The organism is Crossiella sp. NPDC003009, assembly GCF_053591555.1.
This window is the reverse complement of record NZ_JBSFUA010000008.1, coordinates 127,071-142,375: the sequence shown is the minus strand read 5'-3', so window position 1 is coordinate 142,375 and position 15,305 is coordinate 127,071. Positions and strand designations below refer to the sequence as shown.

16 protein-coding genes are annotated in these 15,305 nt (G+C 71.8%); 6 read left to right on the top strand and 10 right to left on the bottom strand.

Translation table 11 applies throughout. The features are described from left to right. Positions 1 to 19: 19 nt before the first annotated feature. Complete coding sequence (locus ACWDY5_RS11795) at positions 20 to 847, top strand: (2Fe-2S)-binding protein (RefSeq protein ID WP_449722192.1); 828 nt, start codon at positions 20 to 22, stop codon at positions 845 to 847. Positions 848 to 864: 17 nt separating this feature from the next. Next, on the top strand, positions 865 to 1,602 hold the full coding sequence (locus ACWDY5_RS11790) for a class I SAM-dependent methyltransferase (RefSeq protein WP_449722191.1): 738 nt from the start codon (positions 865 to 867) through the stop codon (positions 1,600 to 1,602). Here ACWDY5_RS11790 and ACWDY5_RS11785 read toward each other — a convergent pair. From ACWDY5_RS11785 to ACWDY5_RS11775, 3 genes are read right to left on the bottom strand one after another with little or no spacing between them, the layout of a single operon-like run. Further along, complete coding sequence (locus tag ACWDY5_RS11785; RefSeq protein ID WP_449722190.1) at positions 1,599 to 2,417, bottom strand: ABC transporter ATP-binding protein; 819 nt, start codon at positions 2,415 to 2,417, stop codon at positions 1,599 to 1,601. The genes ACWDY5_RS11790 and ACWDY5_RS11785 overlap by 4 nt on opposite strands. Beyond that, complete coding sequence (locus ACWDY5_RS11780; protein ID WP_449722189.1) at positions 2,414 to 3,493, bottom strand: FecCD family ABC transporter permease; 1,080 nt, start codon at positions 3,491 to 3,493, stop codon at positions 2,414 to 2,416. The genes ACWDY5_RS11785 and ACWDY5_RS11780 overlap by 4 nt, the downstream gene beginning before the upstream one ends. Next, the gene (locus ACWDY5_RS11775) at positions 3,490 to 4,542 is read right to left on the bottom strand and encodes a FecCD family ABC transporter permease (RefSeq protein WP_449722188.1); all 1,053 of its coding nucleotides are present in this window, start codon (positions 4,540 to 4,542) and stop codon (positions 3,490 to 3,492) included. Before ACWDY5_RS11775 ends, ACWDY5_RS11780 begins: the two co-directional genes overlap by 4 nt. Before the next feature lie 54 nt (positions 4,543 to 4,596). Here ACWDY5_RS11775 and ACWDY5_RS11770 point away from each other — a divergent pair, with 54 nt between their 5' ends. Then, the gene (locus ACWDY5_RS11770) at positions 4,597 to 5,583 is read left to right on the top strand and encodes an ABC transporter substrate-binding protein (RefSeq protein ID WP_449722187.1); all 987 of its coding nucleotides are present in this window, start codon (positions 4,597 to 4,599) and stop codon (positions 5,581 to 5,583) included. A gap of 101 nt (positions 5,584 to 5,684) precedes the next feature. Here the strand turns inward: ACWDY5_RS11770 and ACWDY5_RS11765 are convergent, their stop codons facing one another. Together ACWDY5_RS11765 and lysS are read right to left on the bottom strand one after the other, a co-directional pair. After that, a complete protein-coding gene (locus tag ACWDY5_RS11765; protein WP_449722186.1) occupies positions 5,685 to 6,050 on the bottom strand; it encodes a histone-like nucleoid-structuring protein Lsr2 in 366 nt (121 codons plus the stop codon). Positions 6,051 to 6,185: 135 nt separating this feature from the next. Continuing rightward, positions 6,186 to 7,640: a lysine--tRNA ligase gene (gene lysS / locus ACWDY5_RS11760; RefSeq protein WP_449722302.1), complete on the bottom strand. Its 1,455-nt coding sequence runs from the start codon at positions 7,638 to 7,640 to the stop codon at positions 6,186 to 6,188. A gap of 113 nt (positions 7,641 to 7,753) precedes the next feature. Here lysS and ACWDY5_RS11755 point away from each other — a divergent pair, with 113 nt between their 5' ends. Next, entirely contained in the window at positions 7,754 to 8,533 is a 780-nt protein-coding gene (locus ACWDY5_RS11755) for a class I SAM-dependent methyltransferase (RefSeq protein WP_449722185.1), read from the top strand. A gap of 83 nt (positions 8,534 to 8,616) precedes the next feature. On the opposite strand, the gene ACWDY5_RS11750 is transcribed toward ACWDY5_RS11755, so the two are convergent. The 5 genes from ACWDY5_RS11750 to ACWDY5_RS11730 form a co-directional block, all read right to left on the bottom strand. Further along, on the bottom strand, positions 8,617 to 9,402 hold the full coding sequence (locus tag ACWDY5_RS11750; protein ID WP_449722184.1) for a type III pantothenate kinase: 786 nt from the start codon (positions 9,400 to 9,402) through the stop codon (positions 8,617 to 8,619). Between the two features lie 14 nt (positions 9,403 to 9,416). Continuing rightward, entirely contained in the window at positions 9,417 to 9,902 is a 486-nt protein-coding gene (panD, locus tag ACWDY5_RS11745) for an aspartate 1-decarboxylase (protein ID WP_449722183.1), read from the bottom strand. Positions 9,903 to 9,917: 15 nt separating this feature from the next. Next, positions 9,918 to 10,850: a pantoate--beta-alanine ligase gene (panC, locus tag ACWDY5_RS11740; protein ID WP_449722182.1), complete on the bottom strand. Its 933-nt coding sequence runs from the start codon at positions 10,848 to 10,850 to the stop codon at positions 9,918 to 9,920. Further along, complete coding sequence (locus tag ACWDY5_RS11735) at positions 10,847 to 11,740, bottom strand: Rossmann-like and DUF2520 domain-containing protein (protein ID WP_449722181.1); 894 nt, start codon at positions 11,738 to 11,740, stop codon at positions 10,847 to 10,849. Before ACWDY5_RS11735 ends, panC begins: the two co-directional genes overlap by 4 nt. Before the next feature lie 274 nt (positions 11,741 to 12,014). Next, positions 12,015 to 13,166 carry a PrsW family intramembrane metalloprotease gene (locus ACWDY5_RS11730; protein ID WP_449722180.1) on the bottom strand — a complete coding sequence of 384 codons (1,152 nt, stop codon included), beginning with the start codon at positions 13,164 to 13,166 and terminating at the stop codon, positions 12,015 to 12,017. Between the two features lie 23 nt (positions 13,167 to 13,189). On the opposite strand from ACWDY5_RS11730, the gene ACWDY5_RS11725 reads away from it, so the two are divergent. Together ACWDY5_RS11725 and ACWDY5_RS11720 are read left to right on the top strand one after the other, a co-directional pair. Continuing rightward, positions 13,190 to 14,152: an SAM-dependent methyltransferase gene (locus ACWDY5_RS11725; protein ID WP_449722179.1), complete on the top strand. Its 963-nt coding sequence runs from the start codon at positions 13,190 to 13,192 to the stop codon at positions 14,150 to 14,152. 5 nt (positions 14,153 to 14,157) lie between these two features. Next, the gene (locus ACWDY5_RS11720; protein WP_449722178.1) at positions 14,158 to 15,300 is read left to right on the top strand and encodes an NADH-quinone oxidoreductase subunit D; all 1,143 of its coding nucleotides are present in this window, start codon (positions 14,158 to 14,160) and stop codon (positions 15,298 to 15,300) included. The last annotated feature ends 5 nt before the right edge of the window (positions 15,301 to 15,305 follow it).

Here is a 15,305-nt window from a genome sequence, read left to right as displayed (position 1 = left end):
TCGATCGAGGAGCTCCTGGGTGACCGTCCGTCTGGCGCCGAGCGCACTGGCCGCCTCGCTGGCTGGTGTCGACACCTCGCGCGGACACCTCACGGTGCGCTTCGGGACTCCGGATGACTCCTGGCGGGTCTGCGCCGACCTGCTGGCCGACCCGGCCCAGTTCGACCGGTGGCGGAAAGACCTCGCCATCTGGCTCAACGACCACTACGACGGAAATGTTCCGGACCGCACCACCGCGGGCTACGTGCTGGCCTGGTATCTCCAGGTACCCGCCTACCTGGGCGCCATCCTGTTCCACACCGCCCGCCGGGTGCCCTGGCTGCGGCCGGGCGACCTCGCATTCCGCCTTTCGGGTGATCGTCCGCACCCCGACGGCATCGCGCTGCTTTCTGCCGGTTTTGTCTGCCTGCCCGAGGACCCGGCGGCAGGCACCCCCGAGGCGACCGTGGTCAGGGACGAGGCCGCGCTGGCCGGGGTGCTGCGGGCCCGCTTCGCCGGGCACGCCAGGGAGTTCGTCGCGGCCTACGGCCCGACCACCCGGCTGGGCAGGCACATGCTCTGGGGCGCGGCCACGGACGCGCTGGACAGCGCGCTGTGGCAGACCGGCCGGATGCTCGGCGACGAGGGCGCGGGCGTGGCCGAGGCCGCGCTGGTGCTGCCCGCGCTGGTCGAGCCGTTCACCTCGGCTTCCCGGCTGTACCCGGTGCACGGCGAGGGCCGCACGGTGTGGACCCGGCGGCGGGAGAGCTGCTGCTTCCACTTCGCCCTGGACGGCCAGAGCGCCTGCGCGACCTGCCCGAGGGTGTCCGCGGCCGAGCGGGAAAAGCGGGTGCTCGCCGACTCCTGAGGCGGTTCACTGCGCCGGTGGACTGGGTGCGGGACTTCTACTCCAGGACCGGCGCGTGGTGGGCCGAGGCCGACGCGAAGGTCACCGAACGGGACCAGCGGCGGGTGCGGCTGCTGCGCGCGCACGGCCCCGCCGACGGCCGGGTGCTGGAACTGGGCTCGGGCTACGGCACGACCGCGGTGGCCACCGCGCGGGCCGGGTACGCGGTGACCGCGGTGGAGGTCAGCGACCGGGCCACCGCCGCGCCCGAGCTGACCGACGACCGGCTGACCACGGTCCAGGCGGACTTCTTCGAGGTCGAGCTGCCAGGGGAGTTCGACGCGGTCTGCTACTGGAACGGCTTCGGCGTTGGCTCCGATGACGACCAGCGCAGGCTGCTCACCCGGATCGCGGGCTGGCTGCGGCCGGGCGGGGTGGCGCTGGTGGACGTGTTCAACCCGTTCGTCTGGGCCGGCTGGCACGGCGACGAGGAGCACCTGCTGCCGGACCCGGCCAGCGGCTACCGGCACGAGCTGCGCGAGCGGACCAGCTTCGACCCGGTCACCTGCACCGCGACCGACACCTGGTGGGACGTGGCCGAGCCGGACCGCAAGCTCACCCAGACCCTGCGCTGCTACACCCCGGCCGACCTCGGCCTGCTGCTCACCGGCACCGGCCTGACCTTGGCCGCGATCGTGCTCGGCGAGGCCGAACCGGCAGGTCCGGGGCTGCTGCGGGAGCACCACGAGTACCTCGCGGTGCTGCGGCCCGGCTAGAGCTGGTGGCGGCTGCCCACCGGCACGACCAGCGGGGTGCCCGCGACCGGGTCCGTGATCACCTTGGCCTCCAGCTCGAAGACCTCCCGGAGCAGCTCCTCGGTGAGCACCTCGGCGGGCGGGCCCTGGGCGACGATCTTGCCCGCGCGCATGGCGACCAGGCGGTCGGCGTAGCGGGCGGCCAGGTTGAGGTCGTGCAGCACCATCACCACGGTGCGGCCGGCCTCGGCGTGCAACCGGTGCACCAGGTCCAGCACGTCGACCTGGTGGGCCAGGTCCAGGTAGGTGGTGGGCTCGTCCAGCAGCAGCAGGTCGGTGCCCTGGGCCAGCGCCATGGAGATCCAGGCGCGCTGGCGCTGGCCGCCGGAGAGCTGGTCGAGGGTGCGTTCGGCGAACTCCAGCATGCCGGTCATCCGCAGCGCCTCGGCCACGGTGCCCTCGTCGTCGCTGGACCACTGCCGGTACCAGGACTGGTGCGGGTGGCGGCCGCGGGCGACCAGGTCGGCCACGGTCAGGCCCTCCGGCGCGGTCGGGGTCTGCGGCAGCACGCCGAGCACCTTGGCCACCTCGCGGGTGGGCGTCCGGTCGATCCGCTTGCCGTCCAGCAGCACGTGGCCGCGCTGCGGGCTGATCAGCCGGCCGAGCGCGCGCAGCAGGGTGGACTTGCCGCAGCCGTTGGGGCCGATCACCGCGGTCACGGTGCCGTCCAGCACGGCGAAGTCCAGGCCGTCGACGACCACGTTGTCGCCGTAGGCCAGGGTCAGCTCGCTGGCGGCGAGGCGGGTCGCTGGGGCGGCTGTGGGCAGCGCGGTCATCCGCGTACCTCCCGATAGCGTCGGACGAGCAGGAACACCAGGTACGGGGCGCCGAGGATGGCGGTGACGATGCCGACCGGCAGTTCGACCGTGCCGAAGGCGGTGCGGGCGAGCACGTCGGCGGTGACCGTGAGGGCAGCCCCGAGCACCGCGCTGGCCAGCAGCGGCGGCTGGGCCAGGCCGGAGAGTCGCAAGGCGATCTGCGGCACGGCCAGCGCGACGAACTCGATCGGGCCCGCCGAGGCGGTGGCCACCGCGGCCAGCCCGACCGCGGCCAGCACCAGCAGCGAGCGGCTCAGCTCGACCCGCACGCCGAGCGCGCGCACGGTGTCGTCGTTGAACTGCAGCGCGCCCAGGGTGCGGGCGCCGAAGAGGGTGAGCGGGACCAGCACCGCCAGCGCGATGGCCACCGGCACCACGTGGTCCCAGCCGCGGGCGTTGAGGCTGCCGGTCAGCCACACCATGGCCCGGCCGGCGTCGGCCACGTCGGAGAGGGTGAGCAGCCAGAAGGTCACGTTGGACAGCACCGCGTGCACGCCGATGCCGACCAGCACCAGCCGGAAGCCCTCGATGCCGCGCCGCCAGGCCAGCAGGTAGACCACCGCGGCGGCGAGCAGGCCGCCGAGCAGCGCGGCCACCGGCAGCGCGACCGAGGACAGGTAGCCGCTGATCCCGCCCGCGGAGCCGCCGAACATCACCACGGCCACCGCGGCCGCCCCTGCCCCCGCGCTCACCCCGAGCAGGTCCGGGCTGGCCAGCGGGTTGCGCGCGATGGACTGGGTGATCGCCCCGGCCAGGCCGAGCGCGGCGCCGACCAGCGCGCCGGTCAGCGCCCTGGGCAGCCGCAGGTCGAACAGGATGAACCGGTGCGCCTCCTCGCCGCCGCCGAACAGCGCGGCGAAGACCTCGCCGAGGCTGATCGGGAAGTCGCCGAGGGTCAGGTTGAGCGCGAGCACGAACACCAGCGCGGCCAGGCCGAGCACCGGCACGGCCGCGGCGCGCAGCCGCAGCGTCCAGGAGCCGCCGCCCAGCCGCAGCGCGGGACGGCCGGGCACCGGCGCGAGCTTGGTGGTCACAGGCTCACCAGCTTCCGGCGGCGCACCAGCGCCACGAAGAACGGCGAGCCGACCAGCGCCAGCATGATGCCCACCTGGAGCTCGCCCGGCCTGGCCAGCACCCGGCCGAGCACGTCGGAGACCAGCACCAGCACCGCGCCGATCAGCCCGGCGTAGGGCAGCAGCCAGCGGTAGTCCGGTCCGGTGATGGCGCGGGCCAGGTGCGGCACGATCAGCCCGACGAACCCGATCGGCCCGCAGGCCGAGACCGCGGCCCCGGTCAGCAGGGTCACCGCGGCGATGCCCACCGCCCTGGTCAGCCAGATCCGCTGGCCGAGCGAGCGGGCCACGTCGTCGCCGAGGGAGATCGCGTTCAGGCCGGGCCCGTTGACCAGCGCGAGCAGCAGTCCGGCCAGCAGGAACGGCAGCACCTGCAGGATGATCTCCGGGTCCCGGCCGGCCAGCGAGCCGCTGCGCCAGAACCGGAAGGTCTCCAGGCTCTGCGCGTCCAGCAGGATCAGCGCGGAGCTGAGCGCGTACAGGAAGGCCGAGACCGCCGCGCCGGAGAGGGCCAGCGTCACCGGGGTCGGCCCGCCCCGGCCCCTGGTGCCCGCGGAGCCGATCGCGAAGACCACCACGGTGGCCAGCAGCGCCCCGGCGAAGGCGAACCAGACGAAGCTGTACAGGTCGGTGAGGCCGAAGGTGAAGATCGCCAGCACCACCGCGAACGCCGCGCCCTGGTTCACCCCGAGCAGGCCGGGATCGGCCAGCGGGTTGCGGGTGTGCCCCTGCAGCAGCGAGCCCGCGATGCCCAGGGCCAGGCCGACCAGCAGGCCGAGGATGGTGCGCGGGATGCGCAGCGAGTTCACGATCAGGTCGTTCTCAGCCCCCGTCGGCGCGGTCAGCGCGTGCCACACGTCGGCCAGCGGCACCGGCTTCGCGCCGATGGCGACACTGGCCACCAGCGACAGCACCAGCAGCACGGTGAGCAGCGCCAGGCCGAGCACACGTCGGCGCCTGCGCACCGGGACCGGAACCACGGACCCGGGCGCGATCGCGGCACGGGTCATGCTGCGGGCTCCTATCCTCTACTGAGGCAAGCCTAACCGAATGGAAGGACCGTTATGACCAGGCCCAGAACGCTGGCCGTCCTCGCTGCCACGGCCCTGCTCGTGGGCGCCTGTGGCGGTGGCGGCACACCGCAGACCAGCTCGACGGCCCCCGGGGGGTCGGCCGCCGGGTTCCCGCGCACGATCGAGCACGCGATGGGCAAGACCACCATCGAGAAGCAGCCCGCCAAGGTGGCCGCGCTGGACAGCTCCTACGTGGACGCGGTGTTCGCGCTGGAGACCCAGCTGGCCGCCTACACCCAGTTCTCGGCCACCGGGGACAAGTTCCCGGACTACCTGGCGGCCGAGGCGGAGAAGTACGCCAAGAACGCCAAGCCGGTCGGCCAGCTGGAGCAGGCCAGCACGGAGCAGGTGCTGGTGGCCGATCCGGATCTGATCCTGTCCGCCAAGGTCCGGCACGAGAACCTCTACGCCGCGCTGTCGGCACGCAAGCCGACGGTGTTCAGCGCGGAGACCGGCAAGACCTGGAAGGACAACATCCGGCTGGCCGGCAAGGCGCTGGGCAAGGAGCAGCTGGCCGAGACCAAGATCAAGGCCTATGAGGACCGGGCGGCCAAGGTCGGCGCGGCGATCAGGGCCAAGGCCGGCAAGACGCCGACGGTCTCGGTGGTTCGTTTTGTGAACGGGCCGACCAGGGCCTACTCGATGAACAGCTTCATCGGGATCGTGCTGAAGGACGCCGGTCTGGGCAGGCCCGCGGACCAGAGCGACCCGAACGCGGCGCAGATCTTCGTGGAGCTGAGCCCGGAGAACATCCTGCGCGCCGATGCCGACCAGGTGTTCGTCACCGCCTACGCGGACCCGAAGGGCGACTCGGTGAAGGCGAAGGAGCGGTTCAAGGCCAATCCGCTGTGGGCACAGCTGAAGGGCCAGGTGCACGATGTTTCGGATACCACCTGGATCTCCTCGGTGAGCCTGCAAGGCGCGCACGTGGTACTGGACGACCTGGCGAAGGCTTTCGGCGTCGATCCCGGTAAGTGATCAAGCCATATAGCACAGGACGGGACTCGCCGCACGGCCACAAACCGGCAGCGGGTCCCGTCCTGTATTGAAATATCCAAGTGTGACCGTTAACGGCCGGTTCAGTTCTCCTGGTGGAACTGCTGGAGCACGTCCGCCGGGATGCGACCCCGGTCCGAAACCTTCATGCCCCGCTTGCGCGCCCACTCACGAATCGCCTGGTTCTGCTCGCGATCGGCGGAAGCGACCCGCCCGGCCACCCGGCCAGCGACACCGGCTGAACGCCCGCCTGCCGAAGAGGTGCGCCGACGGCCGCCGGTCCGGCGGGCACTCGCGACATAGGACGCGAGCGCGTCCCGCAGCTTCGTCGCGTTGTCCCCGGAAAGGTCGATCTCGTAGGACACACCGTCGACCGCGAACTCGACGGTCTCTTCCGCTTCCGAACCGTCCAGGTCGTCGACCAGGGTTCGGACGACTCTCTCCGCCATGCGCTTGTTCCTTCCTGAAACCCCAGTGGCTGCCGGCGAAGCTCCCGGCGTGTAGTTCGTCTGTAGAGACTACGCGGAGATTAGCGCACAATCAGCATGAGGAACACTCGCCACACGGTCTCAAAGTGGTGAACGTCATTCCGGCCGGACTAGCGGGAACAGGATCGTCTCCCGGATACCGAGGCCGGTGAGCGCCATCAAGAGCCGGTCAATACCCATTCCCATACCGCCACTGGGCGGCATTCCGTACTCCAGCGCACGCAGGAAGTCCTCGTCGAGACGCATCGCCTCGACGTCGCCCGCGGAGCCCAGCCTAGCCTGCGCTTCCAGGCGTTCCCGCTGGATAACGGGGTCGACGAGTTCGGAGTATCCGGTGGCCAGCTCGAAACCGCGGACGTAGAGGTCCCACTTCTCCGCGACCCCGGCCTGGCTGCGGTGTTCCCTGGTCAGCGGGGAGGTGTCCACCGGGAAGTCACGTACGAAGGTGGGCGCGTGCAGCTGGTCGCCGACCAGGTGTTCCCAGAGCTCTTCGACCAACTTTCCGTGTCCGGCAGCCGGGTGAACTTCGACTCCGCGCGATTCCAGGTGCTTGCGCAACAACTCAACCGGAGTCGCCGGGGTGATCTCCTCACCAAGGGCTTCGGACAGTGATCCGTACATAGTCAGCGTGGTCCACTCGCCGGACAGGTCGTACTCCGATCCGTCCGCGAGCGTGACCGTCTGACTACCGAAAACGGCGTCCGCGGCTTCCTGCACCAACTCCCGGGTGAGCTGGCCAATGGTGTCGTAGGAACCGTAAGCCTCGTACGCCTCAAGCATCGCGAACTCTGGTGAGTGCGAGGAGTCCGAACCTTCGTTCCGGAAGTTCCGGTTGATCTCGAAGACCTTCTCGATCCCGCCTACCACACACCGCTTGAGGTACAGCTCGGGCGCGATCCGCAGGTAAAGGTCGATGTCGAACGCATTGGAGTGAGTGGTGAACGGACGAGCGCTGGCACCGCCGTGCAGCGTCTGCAACATCGGTGTCTCGACTTCGGTGAAAGTCCGCCGGTGGAAGGACTCCCGCAGCGAACGCATCACACCGGCCCGGATACGCACCGCATCCCGTGCCTCCGGCCGGAGCAACAGGTCGACATAACGCTGCCGGACCCTGGTCTCTTCGGAGAGCTGCTTGTGGGCAACGGGCAACGGGCGCAACGTCTTCGCCGCGAGTTCCCATTCGGTGACCATGACCGACAGTTCCCCACGGCGCGAAGTGGCCACCTCGCCGCGCACGAACACGTGATCACCGAGATCGACGTCGGACTTCCACGCGGCCAGCGCTTCCGCGCCCACCTTGTCCAGGCTCAGCATCGCCTGCAGCTCAACACCGTCACCCTCGCGCAGGGTGGCGAAACACAACTTCCCGGTGTTCCGCTGGAACATGACCCGGCCGGTCACGCCGACGATTTCCCCGGTGGGGGTGTCCGGCGCAAGATCGGGATAAGCGGCCCTGATCTGCGCGAGGGAGTGGGTGCGGTCCAGCACGACCGGATACGGCGCCTTGCCCTCGGCTAGCAGCCGCTCCCGCTTTTCGCGCCGGACGCGCATCTGCTCCGGCAGGTCGTCGTCGCTGGTTACGGGCTGGTGCTGCGGCTGCTCTGTCACGGCAACACAGGTTACGGAGTGCCCGGAGAGTAATGCGAACGGGATAGGTTCTCGCTGTGCCGGACTTCACCGAAAGCGATCCGCTCGCTACCGAACACGCGCGCCGGGCCCGCTCCTTCGGCGCCGCGGCCGCGAGCTACGCCGACCACCGCCCCGACTACCCGGAGGCCGCGGTGACCTTCGCGCTGGCCCCGGTGGCGCGGCGCCGCCCGCTGCGGGTGCTGGACCTGGCCGCGGGCACCGGAAAGCTGACCGAGGTGCTGCTGCGCGCGGGCCTGGACGTGATCGCGGTGGAACCGGATGCGGCCATGCGCGAGGAGCTCATCCGCCGGTTGCGCGGCGTGGTCGCCCTGCCCGGCTCGGCCGAGGCCATCCCGCTGCCGGACAGCCGGGTGGACGCGGTGCTGGTCGGTCAGGCCCTGCACTGGTTCGACCTGGACCTGGCCCTGCCGGAGATCGCCAGGGTGCTCACCCCCGGCGGCGTGCTGGCCGCGCTGTGGAACCTGGACGACGACCGGGTCGACTGGGTCCGCGGCTTCGCCGACCTGGCCGAGAAGGGCGCCCGCTACAGCGACCGCTCCGGCCGCGGCATCCCGGACCACCCGGAGTTCCAGCCCCACGAACTGCGCGAGTTCAGCCACAAACAACCCCGCACCGCGGCTTCGCTGACCGCCACCGTCAGCACCCACTCCCCCACCCTGGTCCGCCCCCCGGCCGAACAGGAAGCCCTGCTCAGCCGGGTCCGCGCCTACCTGGAGACCAACCCGGTCACCGCGAACGGCGAGTTCGACTTCCCCCTGGTGACCACGGTGTCGCGAGCGGTCGTGCGCAAGTAGGAACCGATCCCCAGTTGCGAAAGAGGCGTGGCACGAACGCACGACTCAGGAGCGAAAAATCCAGCGCGCGGAGCGCGCCAATGTCACCGCAGGTTGCGCTCGTAGACCAAGCGCAAACCGAGCAAGGTCAGATCCGGCACGTGGTGCTCGATCGTCGCCGACTCCGCCAGCACCAGCGTGGCCAGCCCACCGGTGGCGATCACGGTGATCTTCTCCTCGCCCGCCGCGGTCAGCTCCTCCATGATCCGCCGCACCAGCCCGTCCACCTGCCCGGCGAAGCCGTACAGGATGCCGGACTGGAGGCATTCCACCGTGTTCTTGCCGATCACCGAGCGCGGCCGGACCAGCTCGACCTTGCGCAGCTGGGCGGCGCGGCTGGCCAGGGCGTCCACCGAGATCTCAATGCCGGGGGCGAACACGCCGCCGAGGAACTCGCCCTTGGCGGAGATGACGTCGATGTTGGTGGAGGTGCCGAAGTCGACCACCACGCAGGCGCTGTCGTAGAGGTGGTGCGCGGCCAGGGTGTTGATCACCCGGTCCGAGCCCACCTCCTTCGGGTTGTCCACCAGCAGCGGCACGCCGGTGCGCACGCCGGGCTGCACGATGACCTTGGGCACCGCGTCGAAGTAGCGGCCCAGCATCACCCGCAGCTCGCGCAGCACCGAGGGCACCGTGGACAGCGCGGAGACCCCGGTGACCTGGCCCGCATGCTCGCCGAGCAGACCGCGCACGGTCAGCGCCAGCTCGTCGGCGGTCATCCGGGCGTCGGTGCGCATCCGCCAGTCCCTGACCAGCTTCGCATCGTCCCCTGACCCGTCGTAGAGCCCGAGCACGATGTTGGTGTTGCCGACGTCGATGGCGAGCAGCACCCGCGTTGTCCTCTCTAGTTCTCGGCCTGGAGCAGCGCGTCCAGGCGCGCCGCGTCGACCGTCTCCGACTGCGGTGCGCCGTCGGTCTCCGCGGTGACCGCGCCGCTGGTCAGGCCCGAGCCCTCCGGCGCGTGGCCGGGGTCGCCGCCGAGCTCGACGATGCGGTTCTCCGCGTCGACGAAGACGACCTTGGGCTTGTACGCCTTGGCCTCCGCCTCCTCCATCAGCCCGTAGGCGATGAGGATGACCAGGTCACCGGGGTGCACCAGGTGCGCGGCGGCCCCGTTGATGCCGAGCACGCCGCTGCCGCGCTCGCCGGGGATGACGTAGGTCTCCAACCGGGCGCCGTTGCTGACGTCCACGATGGCGACCCGCTCGCCGGCCAGCAGGCCGGACGCGTCCATGAGGTCCTCGTCCACGGTCACCGAGCCGACGTAGTGCAGGTCGGCCTGGGTCACCGTGGCACGGTGGATCTTGGACTTGAGCATGGTCAGGAACATGGCGCTGCCTCCCTGTCACCGTTCCCGAGCTGGGAGCCCGGCGGCCGGGTTGTAGGTGTCGTCGTGCTCGTCGACCCCGTGTCCGACCGCCAGCTGGATGTTGTCGAGCAGGCGGGTCCGCCCGGCGCGGGCCGCGATCAGCAGCCGCGCCTTGCCGTTCTCCGGTGCTGGGCCCAGGTCCTTGGCCCGCAGCTCCAGGTAGTCCAGGCTGAGCCCGGACTCGGCTTCGACGGCCGCCCTGGCCGCGGCGAGGATCGCCGCCGGGCCTTCGGGACCGGCCATCGCACCCGCCGCCAACGCCGCCGGGATCGCGAGCGCCGCCCGGCGCTCGTCCTCGCTGAGGTAGGCGTTGCGCGAGGAGAGCGCGAGTCCGTCGTCATCGCGCACGATGGGCACGCCGACGATCGCACTCTCCAGGTTCAGATCCGCCACCATCCGCTTGACCAGCACGAACTGCTGGTAGTCCTTCTCGCCGAAGAAGGCGTAGTCGGGGCGGACGATGTTGAGCAGCTTGGCCACCACGGTGAGCACGCCCTCGAAGTGGCCGGGCCGCATCGCGCCTTCCAGCTCCGCGCCGAGCGGGCCGGGGTGCACGGTGACGCCGGCGCCGGTGCCGTACATGGCCTCCGGCGCGGGGTTGAAGACCAGGTCGACACCTTCTTCGCGGCAGGCGTCCAGATCGGCTTCCAGCGGGCGCGGGTAGCGGTGGAAGTCCTCGTCCGGGCCGAACTGGAGCGGGTTGACGAAGATCGACACCGCGGTGACCGTGCCGGGAATGCGGCGGGCGCGGCGGATCAGCGCCCGGTGGCCCTCGTGCAGCGCGCCCATGGTGGGCACCAGGTTGACCTTGCGGCCGGTCGCGCGCAGCGCCCTGGTGACCTTGCCCAGCTCCTCGGGCGAGTGGTGCACGGTCAGCTCGCCGGGCGTGAAGGGCCGTTGCCCGGTCATGGTTGCTCCTCGTCGAGTTCGAAGTGGACCGCCTCGGCCTGACCAGGCCGGAGCAGGCCCGCGGCCACCGCGCGCTCGGCGGTGCGGTGGGCCAGCGCCTGGTAGGCGGGCAGCGATTCGGGCGACTCCGCCCGCAGCACGCCCAGATGCGTGCGAATCGTACCGACATCGCCCCGGGCCACCGGACCGGTCAGGGCGCGGTCACCCAGCCGCAGCGAGTTGTCCAGCGCGGCCGAGAGCAGCGGCCCCAGCAACCGGGCCGGATCGCCCACCCCGGCCTTGCGCAACAGGTCCGCGCATTCGGCGACCAGGGTGACGAGGTGGTTGGCCCCGTGCGCCAGCGCGGCGTGGTAGAGCGCGCGGGCCGCCTCCGGGATGCGCACCGGTTCCGCGCCCATCTCCACCACCAGCGCCTCGGCCACGTGCCAGGCGATCTCGTCGCCGTCCCGGGCGGTGACCCCGAACGGGCAGGCCACCAGGCGCTGCAGGTCTTCCGGGCGGCCGGTGAAGGTCATCGCGGGGTGCAGGGCCAGCGGCAGCGCGCCCAGCTCGGCGGCCGGGGCCAGCGGGCCGGTGCCGTGCGCGCCGGAGGTGTGCGCCACGATCTGGCCCCCGCGCAGCGAACCGGTCGCGATCAGGCCGCGGACCAGTCCGGACAGCTCGTCGTCCGGCACCGCGAGCAGGACCAGGTCGGCGCGTCCGGCCACCTCGTCCGGCGGCAGCACGGCCGCCTCGGGCAGCAGCGCCTCGGCCCGGCGCTGGGAGGCGGCGGAGACGGCCGAGGCCGCGACCACGTGGTGTCCGGCCCTGGCCAGCGCCGCGCCGAGCACGGCGCCGACCCGGCCCGCGGAGACAACGCCAACGGCGAGTCGGGCTGGTCGGTCGGTCATGGTGTCCTCTTCCAGCGTTCCAGTCCCGCTCCTGTGCGGGTACCGGACGGCGAGGGCACGGTAACCCCGTGCCCGCCGTCAGGCAGCTGATTGTGACCAGTCGCGCTCAGCCAGGGCGGGCCAGGTGGATCTCGTTCGATGAGCGTCGGAGTCCAGGTCGTTGCTGGTGGTGCTGCCGGGACGGTCGCGTACCGGGTTGTACGTGGTCGTTCCGGCAGTGCCGCCAGCAACGACCTGGGCCCGACGATCGCGGACGAGATCCACCTGGCCCGCCCTAACCGCTGGCGATCTCCCTGGCGCGGGTGAGGGCGACCAGGAGCTCGGCGTGCCGGTCGGCCAGCTCGCGTGGGGCCGGGCCGGGTCCGATGCGGTGCCGGAGGAAGGCGAGCTCGGTGACCGCGACCTGGTACTCGGCCACCGCGCGGGAGGCGCGCTCGCCGGAGCGCTTGTGCACGGCGCTGCGCCACCAGCGGCGGCCGGGCAGGGTGGCGAGCAGCTTGACCTCGCTGGGCGCGATCCAGCCCATCCTGGCCATCTCCGGCAGTTCGCCGGTCACCACCCGCTGTTCGCGGCGGCGCTGCCAGATCACCAGCGCCACGGTGGCCAGGAAGATCGGCACCATGATGGCGAAGTAGGTGTTGATGAAGCCGAGCCCGCCGCCGAAGGTGGCCGCGCCGTTCCACAGCGCGTGCAGGGTGACCGCGAGCAGGAAGCCGCCCAGCGGGGCCAGCACCTTGACCGCCCGGTTGCCGGTGGAGGCCGCGATCCCGGCGCCGATGCCCAGCATCACGGTGAACAGCGGGTGCGCGAACGGGGAGAGCAGGCCACGCAGGATGAACACCGCGATCACGCCGCTGCTGATGCCGCCGAGGCCGTACTCGGCGAAGGCGCGGCCGAAGTAGAAGATGTTCTCGGTGAAGGCGAAACCGGCCGCGACCAGGCCGGAGTAGACGATGCCGTCCACGATCCCGTCGAACTCGTGCCGCCGCCGCCACAGCAGCGCCACCACGAACAGGCCCTTGCCCGCCTCCTCCACCAGCGGCGCGGAGATGACCGAGGTGATCAGGTCGCCCTGGTCCTGGCCGAGCAGGATCTCGCCGAGGTGCTGGGCGGTGTCGTTGACCAGCAGCGCGCTCGCGGTGGCCCCGCAGGCGCCCCAGAGGAAGGCCGCCACCAGCAGCTTGGCCGGTTCGGGCTCCCAGCGGTCCACCCAGAGGAAGGCGCCGACCACCGGGATCACCGGCAGCAGCGCGGCCAGCGCGCCGACCAGCACGGCCTCGAACCCGACCCGCGAGGTGGCCACGCCCAGCAGCACCAGGCCGGACACCCCCAGCACGATCAGGCCGAGCACGGAGCCCAGCACGGCCCGGCGACGCCGGGCGAACTGGTCGAGCCGAGGCGAGACGGGGGCTTCAGGCGCGGTCACGATCAAGACTTTACGGTCAGCACATGCTGGACTGGCAGGACGCCTGGTGGAATGCGTTGTACTCCGATGGGGGGTTCTTTACCCGGGGTGAGCGCCCGAGCGGGCATTTCCGCACCGCGCCACTGATCGGCCCCGAGCTCGCCGAGGCCCTGTTGTGCCTGCTGGACCGGGTGGACCACGGCCTTGGCCGACCGTCCACTGTGGACTTCACTGATGTCGGGGCCGGTGGCGGCGAACTGGCCGAGGCGGTGGCCCGGCTGGCCCCGTCCGCGCTGGCCAGGCGGTTGCGAGTGACGGCGGTGGAACTGGGGCCCGGCCGTGAGGCACCTGGAGTCCGGTGGTCCCGTGAGTTGCCTGGGGAGGTGGTCGGGCTGCTGGTCGGGCACGAGTGGCTGGACGCGATCCCCTGCCCGGTCGTCACTGTCCACAATGGACGATGGCACCGGCTGCTGGTCGACGACGCGGGCACCGAGCACCTGGGGCCGGTGGCCGGTCCGGCAGAGCTGGACTGGCTGCGGCGGTGGTGGCCGGACGGCACCCGCGCGGAGGTCGGCAGCACCAGGGACGCGGCCTGGGCGGACGCGGTGCGCCGGGTACGCGGGGCGGCGCTGGCGGTGGACTACGGGCACCTGGCCGGCGCGCGGCCCGAGCACGGCACGCTGACCGGGTACCGGGCCGGACGGCAGGTCGCGCCGGTGCCGGACGGCTCCTGCGACCTCACCGCGCACGTGGCGGTGGACGCCTGCGCCGCCGCGCTCGACCTGCCCACCGCGCTGATCGGCCAGGCCGACGCGCTGCGCGCGCTGGGGGTCAGCGCGACCGCGCCACCGTCCGGGCTGGCCGCCACCGACCCGGCCGCCTGGCTGGCCGCGACCGCCGCCGCGGGCCGGGCGCGGGAGCTGCTGGACCCGGCCGGGATGGGCGGCTTCCACTGGTTGCTGCACAGCACCGAGGGCACGCCCGCGCCGGAGCTCGTGCGAGCATGACCGGCGTGAGCAGGCAGGAGATCGTCGGAGTCGGCGCGGGCGCGGCCCATCTCGGGGTGGACCGGGTGGTCGACCTCGGCCCGCTGCACCCCTCGGCGCACGGGGCCTACCGGCTGCGGCTCACCCTGGACGAGTCGCACCTGATCACCTCGGCCGAGCCGCTGGTCGGCCACCTGCACCGGGGCGCGGAGAAGCTGTTCGAGGTGCGCGACTACCGGCAGGTGCTGACCCTGGCCAACCGGCACGACTGGCTGGCCGCCTTCTGCAACGAGGTGGTGGTGGCCCAGGCGGTGGAGCGGATGACCGGGATGGACGTGCCGGCCCGCGCACTGTGGCTGCGCACCCTGCTGTGCGAGCTGAACCGCCTGCTCGCCCACCTGATCTTCCTGACCCCGCTGACCCGCGCCGCCGACGGCGCCACCACCGCGGCCACCGCCGCCGCGCAGGCCGGGACCCAGGCGGTCCAGGCGGTGATGGAGGAGGCATCCGGCGGCCGGATCCACTTCATGGCCAGCCGCATCGGCGGCCTGCGCGAGGACGTGCCTGCGGGCTGGACCGAGCACGCGACCGCCGCTCTGTCCATTGTGGACAACGCACTGTCCGCGATTCAGTCCACTGTGGACTCAGCGGAGTTCGTCCAGGCGCACCAAGGGGTCGGCGTGCTCAGCGCGGCCGACGCGATGGCCCTCGGCGTCACCGGCCCGGCCGGGAGGGCCAGCGGCCTGGACTTCGACCTGCGCCGGGACTCCCCCACCTCGGCCTACCCGGAGCTGGACCTCACCCCGGTGCTGGCCACCGAGGGCGACGCGCTGGCCAGGGTCCGCTGCCTGACCGGCGAGGTCGGGCAGTCCCTGCGCCTGGCCCGCGAGTGCCTGACCAGGCTGCCCAGCGGCCCGGTGAACCTGCGCCTGCCCAAGGCGGTCAAGGCACCCGAGGGCTCGGTCTACACCTGGGGCGAGGCCCCGCTGGGCGTCTCCGGCGTGCACCTGAGCTCCCGTGGCGAGAAGACGCCATGGCGACTCAAGCTGCGTACCCCCTCCTTCAACAACATCCAGGCCCTGGCCGCCCTACTGCCGGGCACCCCGGTCGCCGCACTGCCCGCGGTGCTGGGCTCCTTCGCGGTGATCGTCGGCGACGTGGACAAGTAGCCACT

What these genes read in the sequence shown, in the direction of transcription:
- ACWDY5_RS11785 (WP_449722190.1), bottom strand. Translation starts at nt 2,417, where the DNA reads ATGACCGCGCTGCCCACAGCCGCCCCAGCGACCCGCCTCGCCGCCAGC.
- ACWDY5_RS11775 (WP_449722188.1), bottom strand. Translation starts at nt 4,542, where the DNA reads ATGACCCGTGCCGCGATCGCGCCCGGGTCCGTGGTTCCGGTCCCGGTG.
- ACWDY5_RS11770 (WP_449722187.1), top strand. Translation starts at nt 4,597, where the DNA reads ATGACCAGGCCCAGAACGCTGGCCGTCCTCGCTGCCACGGCCCTGCTC.
- ACWDY5_RS11765 (WP_449722186.1), bottom strand. Translation starts at nt 6,050, where the DNA reads ATGGCGGAGAGAGTCGTCCGAACCCTGGTCGACGACCTGGACGGTTCG.
- lysS (WP_449722302.1), bottom strand. Translation starts at nt 7,640, where the DNA reads ATGCGCGTCCGGCGCGAAAAGCGGGAGCGGCTGCTAGCCGAGGGCAAG.
- panD (WP_449722183.1), bottom strand. Translation starts at nt 9,902, where the DNA reads ATGTTCCTGACCATGCTCAAGTCCAAGATCCACCGTGCCACGGTGACC.
- panC (WP_449722182.1), bottom strand. Translation starts at nt 10,850, where the DNA reads ATGACCGGGCAACGGCCCTTCACGCCCGGCGAGCTGACCGTGCACCAC.
- ACWDY5_RS11735 (WP_449722181.1), bottom strand. Translation starts at nt 11,740, where the DNA reads ATGACCGACCGACCAGCCCGACTCGCCGTTGGCGTTGTCTCCGCGGGC.
- ACWDY5_RS11725 (WP_449722179.1), top strand. Translation starts at nt 13,190, where the DNA reads ATGCTGGACTGGCAGGACGCCTGGTGGAATGCGTTGTACTCCGATGGG.